This window comes from Desulfurella multipotens (assembly GCF_900101285.1).
In the GTDB taxonomy this organism is placed as follows: Bacteria; Campylobacterota_A; Desulfurellia; order Desulfurellales; family Desulfurellaceae; genus Desulfurella; species Desulfurella acetivorans.
This window is the reverse complement of the sequence record NZ_FMYU01000002.1, coordinates 24,686-36,689: the sequence shown is the minus strand read 5'-3', so window position 1 is coordinate 36,689 and position 12,004 is coordinate 24,686. Positions and strand designations below refer to the sequence as shown.

The window sequence follows — 12,004 nt, the reverse complement described above, 5'->3', positions numbered from 1 at the left end:
TACCTACCTTTGTAATTTTCTATCAAGCCTTAACACTCTAAAAGCTTTATCAAAATATTTCCACCCAAAATCATTGTTTAAAAATGTATCTTTTATCCATGAAACATCAAACTTTTTTTCTATCATCCAATTAAACATACCTGCTTTTTCAACATTATTTACAAGAATAACACCAATTAATTTGTTATCTCTAATAATAAACTTTCTATATTTGTCATCTTTTTTGTATTCAAGTACCTCATCAGTATCGCTTTCAATTAATCCCATAGAAATAAACCCTACATTGCCAATCTCAATGGAATTCATTGCAAAACCACCGCCAAACTTTACCTCATGTCCGCTTGCATTCAGGCCTGCAACATAGCCTTCCCTGGCTGCAAGCGGCAAAATAGGAATAGGCCTTCTAACATTTACTACAATATCATAAATACTTGCAACATCACCAGCTGCATAGCAATCATCGCATGCTTTTAGGTAATCATCAACCACAATGCCTCTATCAAGCTTTATGTTTTGATCAACAAAAGCTACATTTGGCGCAACACCCACACTAAGCAAGCATGCATCGCATAATATTTTTTTACCACTTGAAAGCGTAACCTGACTAACAGTTTTATCACCATCAAGCTCAACAACAGAGTCATTTAAAATTATATCTACTCCACTTAGCTTCAATTGTTCCTGGATCAACACTGCCGCATAATCATCAAGTGCTGGAAACAATACTCTTTTTGCAAGCTCGACCAATACTACCTTTTTTCCTATTTTTGACAAATCATAAGCCATTTTTGTGCCAATTAAGCCAGCCCCTACTATAACAATAGAGTTTATTTTGACTAAATCCTCTTTAAGTTTTTTTGCCCCTTTAATATTTGTTAATGTATAAACCCCATCTAAATCAATACCTGTAATATTTTTTGGTATTATAGCATTTGCACCACTTGCAATAATAAGCTTGTCATAGTTAATGTTTTCTTTATTGGATAAAATTACTGTTTTTTGTTTTGTATCAACTTTTTCAACAGTTTGTCCAAGTAATGTTTGTATATTATTTTTATCAAAAAAATCATTTCTTCTATAAAACATTCTTTCTTCAGAAAAACTTACTTCTCCAATTACCCAATTTGGCAAAAGCGGTCTAGAATATGGCCTTGTTTGTTCATCTGATATTATTAAAATTTCACCTTGAGTATCATTTTGCCTAATGGCAGTGGCTGCGTTAATACCTGCAACAGAATTTCCTATTATTACATACTTCATTTAACTCCTCACAACTCTTCAAAAGTTAAAGCTTCATTGGGGCATGCTTCAACACATGCTGGAATACTTCTATCTGGACATAAATCGCATTTGATAGATAAACCCCAGTCATCATTTTTGCCTTGTTTTATAACACCATACGGACAAACCATAATACACATCCAACAACCTACACATGTCTGAGTATTAACAACAACATAACCTCTTTCATCCCTATGCATAGAACCATTCTGGCAGGCAAAAATACATGGCGCATCATCACAATGTCTGCACATTATTGAAGCAGAATATGGATAATTAAATTCCACTGTGCATCTTGATAATACATTTTCTTTTTTTACAGCTTTGATAATATCTTTTGATACAGAATGCTCTGTTTTGCAAGCTACCTCGCATAAATGACAATATACACAATTATCTTCATTTATTTTAACAAGCTTCATTTTATTATTCTCCTGCGTGCAATATACCTAATATTTCCATTTCTTTTTCACTTAAATCAAAACCTCTTAAGGCGAGCCTGTTGCCTTTTAGTGATTCTATAGAGTTTATGCCCATAGCGCCAAGCGTTTCTTTTATCTCTAAAGCCCAAACATTTACTAAATTAACAAGCCTTTGAGTAGCAATATTCGGATTTTGGCGCTTTGACAAAAATGGGTCTTGTGTTGCAATACCCCATGCGCATTTTCCAGTGTGGCACTGCTGACACATAGTACAACCTATAGCAATAAGCGTAGCTGTGCCAATGTATACTGCATCTGCACCTAATGCAATTGCTTTTATTACATCCATCGAGTTTCTAATCCCGCCTGATGCAACTAGTGAAATCTTGCCTCTTAAGCCTTCCTGTCTTAATCTATCATCGACGCTTGCAAGGGCAAGCTCTATAGGAAGTCCAACATTATCCCTTATAACCTGGGGCGATGCGCCTGTCCCACCCTTAAAACCATCAAGGACAATTACATCAGCGCCCGCTTGGGCTACACCACTTGCAATTGCAGCAATGTTATGCACACATGCAATTTTAACAAAAATAGGCTTTTTATACTCCGTAGCTTCTTTTAAGGCGTATATAAGTTGTCTTAAATCTTCAATCGAGTAAATATCATGGTGCGGAGCAGGACTTAGCGCATCGGTTCCTTTTGGTATCATTCTCGTTTGGGCAATAGAAGCTGTAACTTTTTCGCCGGGCAAATGACCACCTATGCCTGGCTTTGCACCCTGGCCAATTTTAATTTCAATTGCGCTTGCTACATCAAGGTACTCTTTGTAAACCCCAAAACGTCCACTTGCCACCTGAACTATTATATTGCCTTCAAATTTATAGTGGTCTTTGTGAAGGCCACCTTCGCCAGAGTTGAAGTACGTACCAAGCTCAACTGCTGCCCTGCCTATAGCTTCAATAACGTTGTAATTCAGCGCACCATAGCTCATTGCAGCAAACATTATTGGTATTTCCAATTCAAGCTGAGGGTATAAAACAGTTTTTAATTTACCATCTTCTATCTCTAAATAATCAACTTTTTTACCTAAAAATGTTTTTAACTCCATTGGTTCCCTTAAAGGATCAATTGATGGGTTTGTTACTTGTGAAGCATTTATAAGCATATGATCCCAATACACAATATACGGTTTATCTGAACCCATAGAAACAACTGGTGCCCCGCCAAAAGCTGCCCTTTTTTTGACACCAACCACATTCCATTTGCCCCAGCTTTCGTTAATACGATAAGGGTTTTCGCGGTTTTCTATTGTAATGGCCTCTGTTGGACAAAACGCAGCGCATCTATTACAACCTACGCATTTCGCATCCCAGTTCCATATTTTATCTTCTTCTTCATCGTAAAATGTAGCATCAAAAGAGCATTGCTCAACACACGCTTTACACTTAATACACCTATCTGGATCCCTTATAACATGAAAATCTGGCGGTGTATAAGTTTTAACATCTTTCATCCACTTCACGTTATTACTCCCCTTAAACAGAAATATAATTTAAGGATAAATACATACAATAAAAAATAATCATTGTCAATACTGTTAATTATTTAAATAAAAATATTAAAAAAATGTAATATATTTGATATGCACTATAACTTTTTAATCAATATTACAATACGCCTGTTAACCGGATCTTGGGGCAATGTTCCTGGCATAGGCCTTGTATCACCATAGCCAACAACACTACTAAAGCGCTCCGAAACAATACCTTGAGATTCAAGTATCTTTCTTGCTTCATTTGCTCTACCAATAGATAAATCCCAATTAGATATAAACCAGAAACAACTGGTGTATAATTTGCATAACCTTCTATGACAATTTTATTTGGAAGAGGTCTGATATTAGAAGCTATTATCTTCAATATATCAATTGTATATGGTTCTGGTTTAATGGAACCATTTGCAAACATTGGTCTATCATTTTTATCAAATAGAATAATATTCAAACCTTCTTCATTAATCGAATATTTTATCTGCACACCATAAGGAGCAATTTCTTTATTTGACTTAATAGCTTCTTGAATTTTACCCAGGATTGATGTCATTTGATTTTGCATTTCGTATTTATTTTCATATCTTTTTATTTGGGAAGCTTGATTATTTATAGTTATGGGTTTATTCTCAGAAGGCACCTGGCTGACCACAAGCTGTTTTGAGCCTATATCAAATACTCCTTTTGATGGATTTAAACCGCTTCCTTGAGATACGCTTACAGATTGCATAGGGTGTGTAAAGTAATACTCAATAATTTTTCTTTGCTGTTCGTTTGTTGCTGCAACAAGCCACATAACAAGGAAAAAAGCCATCATTGAAGTCATAAAATCGCCATAGGCTATCTCCCATACGCTTGATTCTGGTGGTTTTGACTTCTTGCATTTCTTCTTTCGCACTAAATTGGTACTGTCTGCCATTTAGCGCCTCTCTTTTGCAAGCTTTTCTACCTCATCAAATTCAGTGCGATATACTGGCGGTACAGTTTGTCTTACTGATTCCATAGCAATAATAGGTGCGTCACCTTTTGCAATAGAAATAATGCCAACTTTAAGTGATTTTAAATATCCCACAAAATCTTCATTTTTTAGTTCCTGTACGGTAGCCATTGGACCAATCACCACATAACAAAGTAGTAAGCCCAAAAAAGTACCTGTAAGCGCACCTGCAACATGGTGACCTACTTCTAAAATAGAACCCCCCAGTGCGCCCATGGTTAAAATAACACCCATAACAGCTGCAACAATACCCATACCAGGCATACTCTCGGCAATTTTTGCCACCATTTTTGGTGCTACAGATATCTCTTTTTCTACAACTTCAATATTAGAGTCAAGCATTTCATCAAGTTTTTCTATTTCAATACCAGTTACAATGTTTCTTATTGCATCAATCACAAATTCTCTTATTTCTTTGTTTTTGAGCAAAAAGGTATTAGACTGCATAATAGGGCTTTCTTCTGGCTTATCAACAATGGCTTCAAGTGATAATATGCCATCTTTTCTTACTTTAACTGATAAGTTGTAAATAAATAGTAATAATTCCAAATATACTTTTTTATTAAAAGGGTTTGGCTTTGCAAACCCAACAATAACCTTTATAGCATCCTTCATAATAGAAGGTGTAGTAGAAGCAACAAGTATACCCGCTGCACCGCCAAATAAGACGATATATTCCGATACCTGTATTAAAACAAGTGGCTTTCCGCCGCCCAAAACAAAACCTGTTAAAATAGCAGCAATGGTAAGTACAACACCGATTACATTCATTTATACCCCACACTAATACAATCGGAATATATGCAAAAAAAATAAGTTATTTCTGTCTTTTGTCAATAACTCTTACCATTTTGCCTGGCATTCTTTGTATTGTATTTTCTGGAACAATTTGCAATATGCAATGAAAACCCAATAAATCATAGAGAGCGTTTTCCAGCCTATTTCTTGCTTCAGATGAAAAACCATTTGTTTTTTCTAAAATTATTGTAATCTCATCTTTACCTTTCGTGTTTTCAAGCACAATTTGATAGTATGGGCCAATTGTTTCATACTGAAGTAAAATCTGTTCAATTTGAGATGGATAAAAATTAACACCTTTAACTTTTAACATATCATCCGTGCGTCCTTTTAGTCGAGAAACTCTTAAGTGTGTCCTTCCACAATCGCACTTGTCTCTTGAAACAATTTTTGTTATATCTTTTGTACGGTACCTTATTAGCGGCAAACCTTCCCTTGTTAGAGTTGTGATAACAAGCTCGCCTTCTTTTCCATCATCAAGGGGATTTAGTGTATTTGGGTCTACAATTTCTGCAATATAGTGATCTTCCCATATATGTATGCCAGATTTTGCCTCACAATCAATACCCATGCCAACACCACCAGTTTCCGTCATGCCTATAATATCAAATGTTTTAACCCTCATCTGACTTTCAATGCGAGCCCTAAGTTCATCTGACCATGTCTCTGCTCCCAAAATGGCTACGCGTAAATTTGTTTTAGAAAAATCAAAGTTGTTTTGTTTTGCAACTTCTATTAACCTTTGTGGGTACGAAGCAATCGAGCAAATGGCAGTTGTTTGAAAATCTTTTATGAATTTAAGCTGGAGTAGAGTCCTACCTGCACCCATTGGTATAATAAAAGCACCGATCTTTTGAGCACCAAAGTGGAATCCAAATCCACCATTAAATAAACCAAAAGATGGCATTATCTGGATTCTATCTTTTTTGTCAACGCCAGCTGCATAAAAACACCTTGCAACAATTTCTGCCCAATTTTCCACATCGGACTGGCTCATAGCATTCACTACAGGCGTGCCTGTTGTGCCTGAGCTTGTATGTATTCTTACTATTTTGTCTGTATAGGTAATATGATTCAGAGGGTAAGCTTCTCTGAGTTCTTCTTTTGTTGTAAAAGGTAATTTTTTTAAGTCATCAAGGCTTTTTATGTCATCTGGCTCAATTGAATCATACTTTGATTTAAGAGATGAATTAGAGTTTTTTATTAAAGAAAGTGTTTGTTTTAAGCGATCAAGCTGAAGTTTTTGGATCTCTTCTTGAGGCATTGTCTCAAAATGTTCATTGAATATCATTATTAAACCCCTTGTTAAAAAATTCTGCATCATTTTTATTAATTAAACTAATGGCTTTTTGATAATCAATATTTAATACCTTTGCTAATTTGGCAAACATATAAATATTTAACATTTTTGGGTTGGATTTTAAAATATACTCCTGTTCTCTTTCAGACAAAAATATAATATTTTGCGAATATAAATAAGCAAGCTTTTTGAGTGAGTTATTTAACAAAACAACTAAATCTGCCTTTTTGTAACCAATAGTTGGGCTTTTGTAATCACCAATTTTTAAGTGTACCTCTACAAGACCACCTTTTTTTGCCATACCATGGATCTCGCTTGATAGTATATTTTGACCATCAAACGATTTAATAATCAGCCTTGATAGGTAAAGTACACCTTCACCGCCCCTTCCCAGTAAAACAATTTTCATTTTAGTACCTTTATGGAGCCAAATGGGCAACTATATATACACTGAGCACAATCGATGCATGTTTTTCTATCAATTTCCACCTGTTTAGTATCCTCATTGAATATAAGCGATTGACACTCAAACTCATCGATACATAATTTACAGCCTTTGCAATCATTATCCACAAAAACTTTAATAATTGGGTTATTTTTTAAACCTTCATCTGTATTGACACACAAATGTCTAAATATAATAACAGCTATTGAAGAATTTTTTTCAATATAATCTTTTGATTGTTTTAGTACTTCAATGCTTTTTTTAAAATCATACGGATCTACAATTTCTAAAAAACCAATATCTAAATTTCTAACTATTTTTTCTATAGATATAGGTTTTACTGCCTCGCCAAGAGAATTAACCGGACTTGATAGTGTTTTTTGATTACCTGTCATAGCAACTGTAGAATTATCAAGTATAACAAGCAAAAATGCAGCGTTATTATGAATTGCATCAATCAAGGCGCTCAGTCCTGTATGAAAAAATGTTGAATCACCAATGATTGCTACTACATGCTGGTTTTTGTCGGAAAGTTTAAATGCTTTATCAAAACCAAAAGCAAAAGATACACTTGCGCCCATACAGAAAACAGTATCTGTTACGCCTAAATTTACACCAAGCGTGTAACAACCTATATCGCCGGCAAAAATGGCATCAGAATAAACTTGCTTTATCTCAAAAAAAGCGCTCCTGTGAGCACAACCCGGACACAAAGAAGGCGGTTTATCTTTAAAATCGATATTAACTGGCACAAAAGAATCCAAAACGCCAATATTGTACAAAATTTGTTCACATACATCCATACTAAGCTCGCCTTCTTTTGGCACAATGTTGTTTCTTCTGCCTTGTAAATTTAGCTGTAGCTCTATTAATGGATAAGTTTCCTCAATAGCTATAGCTTTTTCAAATCTTGATAAATCAATATTTGGCAAAGGATAGGGCATGTCTGCCTTGGCAAGTGTAACTTTATCTTGTAATTTATGCTCTTGTATTAGCTCATATAGGTTACTATAGACCAAACCACTTGATACAAGTAAAATATTCCCAAAAAAATCGAATTTTAATGAGTTTTTCGAAGCAATACTGAAGAGTTTTTCATTTAATTTTTTATGTAATATAAACCTTAATTTGGGTGTTGCAGCAAACCTAGCTGGGTCTTTTTTAAACTCTGCATTTAAAGTAATATTTTCAATATTGTCTTGCACAACAATATTTTGTCTTCCATGCGAGATACGCGTTGTGGTCCTAAGCATTACTGGTAGTTTATAGGTTCTGCTTAACTCAACAGCTTTTTTTGAAAAGTCATAGGCTTCTTTTATATCTGATGGATCAAAAACGGGAATTTTTGCAAATAAAGCTAACATACGAGAATCTTGCTCGGTTTGCGAAGAATATGGGCCTGGATCATCTGCTGCAACTACTACAAATGCCCCTTGTGTACCCACAAGAGAAGCGCTCATTAATGGATCAAGTGCAACATTAAGGCCTACCTGTTTGCAAAAAAAAGCTGAATCAATACCCGTAAAACTTGCGCTTAAAGCTTCTTCCAATGCTACTTTTTCGTTTATAGACCACTCAATATAAGCATTCAAATTGTATTTTGATTTTAAATATAGGCCGTAGCGCAAAATCTCGCTTGAAGGCGTTCCGGGATAAGCACTTGCAAACCTCACATTGCTCTCTAAGAGCGCCTGAGCTATCGCTTCATTGCCAGACAAAATCTCGATCATGAATATACTTTTAGCAAAAAATACAAATTTTGCAAGCACCTTGAAAAAAAAGCTTTTTTTAATAAAATGTGTATAATAAAGCAACAAGGAGTTAAAATGTTAGAAAAAAACGCATTGGTTATTGATAAAAAAGCTACATACTTAAAGAAGTTACTTGAAAATATAAATCCAAAACCAATTCAAGTAAGTAAAGAAATCTATACAAAGCCTCAATTAAAACACGAAGATGTGGTAGTATTGTCTGGTTTTGGAAGTGGACATATTGCAAAACGTTTGATTGAAGATTTTCCAAAAAATACGATTATTTGTTATGAAACGGATTTAGAAGGCCTAAAATATGTTCTTGACAATGTTGATGTATCGGACTGTTTTGTGCATGATAATTTCTTTTTCTTTGCAAGCGATGAAGAAAACATAGAAAATACCATAACCGCAACTTTTAATTTATTTGTCGGAAAATTTAACTTTGGAAATCTCCAGATCATTACAAACCCACTTTTAGAACCATCAAAATCTCAAAAAATTAATGATATTATTCAAAAGCTATATACACCGATACTATTAAACCGAAACACACTTTTATTAAAATCTCAGTACATAATAGAAAATATTGTAAAAAATATATCCGATGTTGCTTTAGGCTTTAATCTTGATTATTTAAAAAATAGGGCCAAAAATAAGCCTGCATTAATTGTTGCATCTGGTCCATCTCTATCAAACGATATAGAAACAATAAAAAAATACCACAATAGATTTATTGTAATTGCAGTTGATTCTGTAATTAATATTCTAAAGCAACACGATATAAAACCAGATATTATATGCGGCCTTGACTATCAGCAAGTTACGCTTGAAAAATACTCTCCTTTAATGAAAAAAACTCAAGCTGACGATAGTATCTTTGTATTTGAGCCAGCTATATTTTACCAGATACCAAAATTATTTAAAAATAAAGTTTTCAAAACGGAAGAAAACAGCTTTTTGGAGTTGCTCGATATAAAACCTAACTACGAAGTTTTTCCAATTAATGCCGTAACACACTTGGCTGTAAATGTTGCCTATATTCTTGGTGCAAACCCTATTGTATTTGTTGGTCAAGATTGGGCATACACCAAAGCCCAGCATCACGCAAAAGGCACTATTTTGCCTCAGGGTCTTCCAGAAAAATTAATCTGGGTAAAAGGCAATTATGAAGAAAAGGTCCCAACAGATGAAAATTTATTTTCAGGTCTTACCATAATGTCTGAGATTGCAAATTTTTTAACCTCAAAAGGCATACAGGTTATAAACGCAACAAGTGGTGGTGCATATATAGAAAATACACAAATAGAAAAACTTGAAGAATTTGCAAAAAGGATCAAAAAAAATGCTACTATAACAATAAAATTCAATAAAAAGCCATCTTTGTCAATATACATTAAAAAACTGAAAAACATACTTTTAGAAATGAACAAAGCAATTCATAAAGCAGATAAAGCTCTAAAGATAAACCAAAACATACAAAAAACATATGAAAAAACTAAAAATATGGAAAAAATCAGATCAAAAGTAGAAGAATCCAATAAAATCAATAATGAATTATACAACAACCCTGTAATGACCAAATTTGTATTTTTTTACTATTTTCAAGAATTTTACAATTATTTCAAAGAAGAAATTGACATAGAAAACCAAACTCTGGAAAAAAGATTAGAACAGTCAAATAAATACTTTGAGTTAATAAAAACTCTCACTCAAAACCTGATCGAGCTTGTTCAAAAAACAATTAAATACCTTGAACTAAAAAATGCTTTTTTGCAAAAATTTGAAGAAAATGTAAAAAACAATGATAAATTGTTTGAATTACTGATGAACTGCTATGATTTTGGCGATATATACTTTGGTCTTGAAATATTAGATAAAATAAATATACAAAACAATTCAAAACTCATATTTGCAAAGGCAAAACTTTTATCAAACTACAGATATTTTCACAAACATGCGGTGGAATTGTATGAAAAAGCCATTGAACTTGACCCGGATTTTGAGTTAGCCAGAAACGAGCTTGCTGTTGAGAAGTACAAAATTATTTCTCATCTCATTCTTGCAAAAGATGCTATTTTAAACAGAAATGATTTTATTACTGCAAAAAGACTCATAGAAAGAGCAAAAGATTATGACCCAGACAATGAGCACACCATACAGTGGCTATCAATGATAAACAACTTAGAACAAATGCAAACAATGCAAGAGCGCCAAAAGGTAATCAAAGAACAGCTCAAAATCGAAGGTACTATACCCGAATACGATAAAGCCATTGAATTATTAAAACAAAATAAAATTGATGAAGCCTACAGTGTGCTTGAAAATCTAAACAAAAAATACCCGGCTTTTGGTGATGCGCTTTTTTTAATGGGAAGCATTTTAATCGACAAAAAAGATTTTGATAAAGCCCTTGATTTACTCAATCAGGCGAAAAACCTTCTTCCGTACCATCCATTTGTTTATGTTGCACTTGCAAAAATTTATATGTCAAAAGAAATTTACGATAAAGCAAAGGAAGCATTAGAAACTGCATTGAGTCTAAATCCTGCTTTAAAAGACGAAATTGGAGAAAATCTTGGAGATTTGTATTACGAGTTTGGTGAGTACGAAAAGGCTTTATCACTTTATGAATCACACCTGCAAATAACTCAAGATAAAAGAAAATTACTTATGAAAATAGCACTATGCTATAAAGGTTTGGGGTTGATTCAAAGCTACAATCAGATTTTATCAAAACTGCAAGAACTGTCAACAAATGCCTAAAAAAACTTTAAAAAATAGAAATAAAAAAATGCTGGTTTTGATAAATACAGAAAAAAACCCACTGACATTGCTGTCAGTGGGTAAATGCTTTAATTTTTACTTTTTCTTTCCTTTAGAAGCAGGTTTTTCTTGTTTATTGATTTCTTCTTTAAAAACTGCACCTACTTTAAATGCAGGCAATTTAAAAGCAGGAATTGTGATTGCTTCGCCAGTTTGAGGATTTCTACCTTTCCTTTGAGCTCTATTTGATACATAAAAACTACCAAAGCCTGTAAAAAGAACGCTCTCGCCAGATTTAAGTGTTTCCACTATTGTAGATAGAGTAGCATCTAAGAATTCTTTCGCTTTTTCCTGAGAAATATTGGTTTTCTTAGCCAATACTTTTACAAACTCGTTCTTTGTCATAGAAACCTCCCTTTATTGGATAAACTTTTCATAGTTTAATGAGTTTATATTGATTTGTCAAAGAAAAATTAATCATTTTTTAGCTTTTGGTTTCTACCAATAAAAAAATACAAAATTGATCCCAAAAATGGCAAAACGATAACAAGAACAAGCCATATAACTTTGGTTAATCCATCTTTAAAATCGCTTTTTAGTATATCTATTAAAGCAAAAAGCCACAATGCAACTGCAATTAACGATAATAAACCCATAACAAAAAAACCTTCAAATAATCCCATATCAACTCCACT

General features: G+C 33.6%; 11 protein-coding genes. 1 reads left to right on the top strand and 10 read right to left on the bottom strand.

Annotated elements, in window-relative coordinates:
• Positions 1-3: 3 nt before the first annotated feature.
• The 8 genes from BLQ93_RS01400 to BLQ93_RS01365 all read right to left on the bottom strand — a co-directional run bounded on the left by BLQ93_RS01400 (position 4) and on the right by BLQ93_RS01365 (position 8,522).
• Positions 4-1,260 carry an NAD(P)/FAD-dependent oxidoreductase gene (locus BLQ93_RS01400; protein ID WP_092127651.1) on the bottom strand — a complete coding sequence of 419 codons (1,257 nt, stop codon included), beginning with the start codon at positions 1,258-1,260 and terminating at the stop codon, positions 4-6.
• 8 nt (positions 1,261-1,268) lie between these two features.
• Positions 1,269-1,703, bottom strand: coding sequence for a 4Fe-4S dicluster domain-containing protein (locus BLQ93_RS01395; protein WP_025392720.1), 435 nt, complete (start codon positions 1,701-1,703; stop codon positions 1,269-1,271).
• A 4-nt stretch (positions 1,704-1,707) separates the two neighbouring features.
• Positions 1,708-3,216: a glutamate synthase-related protein gene (locus BLQ93_RS01390; protein ID WP_025392721.1), complete on the bottom strand. Its 1,509-nt coding sequence runs from the start codon at positions 3,214-3,216 to the stop codon at positions 1,708-1,710.
• Positions 3,217-3,370: 154 nt separating this feature from the next.
• Entirely contained in the window at positions 3,371-4,171 is an 801-nt protein-coding gene (locus BLQ93_RS01385) for a flagellar motor protein MotB (RefSeq protein ID WP_092127649.1), read from the bottom strand.
• Entirely contained in the window at positions 4,172-5,020 is an 849-nt protein-coding gene (locus tag BLQ93_RS01380; protein WP_025392723.1) for a motility-associated protein, read from the bottom strand. It abuts the gene before it with no gap.
• 46 nt (positions 5,021-5,066) lie between these two features.
• Complete coding sequence (locus tag BLQ93_RS01375) at positions 5,067-6,338, bottom strand: phenylacetate--CoA ligase family protein (RefSeq protein ID WP_025392724.1); 1,272 nt, start codon at positions 6,336-6,338, stop codon at positions 5,067-5,069.
• Positions 6,325-6,756 (bottom strand): 2-oxoacid:acceptor oxidoreductase family protein, encoded by a 432-nt coding sequence (locus tag BLQ93_RS01370; RefSeq protein ID WP_092127647.1) that lies wholly within the window; start codon positions 6,754-6,756, stop codon positions 6,325-6,327. The genes BLQ93_RS01375 and BLQ93_RS01370 overlap by 14 nt, the downstream gene beginning before the upstream one ends.
• Positions 6,753-8,522 carry a thiamine pyrophosphate-dependent enzyme gene (locus BLQ93_RS01365; protein WP_092127832.1) on the bottom strand — a complete coding sequence of 590 codons (1,770 nt, stop codon included), beginning with the start codon at positions 8,520-8,522 and terminating at the stop codon, positions 6,753-6,755. The genes BLQ93_RS01370 and BLQ93_RS01365 overlap by 4 nt, the downstream gene beginning before the upstream one ends.
• Positions 8,523-8,618: 96 nt before the next feature.
• Here BLQ93_RS01365 and BLQ93_RS01360 point away from each other — a divergent pair, with 96 nt between their 5' ends.
• A complete protein-coding gene (locus BLQ93_RS01360; protein ID WP_159427462.1) occupies positions 8,619-11,309 on the top strand; it encodes a 6-hydroxymethylpterin diphosphokinase MptE-like protein in 2,691 nt (896 codons plus the stop codon).
• 96 nt (positions 11,310-11,405) lie between these two features.
• Here BLQ93_RS01360 and BLQ93_RS01355 read toward each other — a convergent pair whose 3' ends face one another.
• Both BLQ93_RS01355 and BLQ93_RS01350 read right to left on the bottom strand, forming a co-directional pair.
• Positions 11,406-11,714: an HU family DNA-binding protein gene (locus BLQ93_RS01355; RefSeq protein ID WP_025392728.1), complete on the bottom strand. Its 309-nt coding sequence runs from the start codon at positions 11,712-11,714 to the stop codon at positions 11,406-11,408.
• Positions 11,715-11,782: 68 nt separating this feature from the next.
• Entirely contained in the window at positions 11,783-11,992 is a 210-nt protein-coding gene (locus tag BLQ93_RS01350; RefSeq protein WP_025392729.1) for a PLDc N-terminal domain-containing protein, read from the bottom strand.
• Between the last annotated feature and the right edge of the window lie 12 nt (positions 11,993-12,004).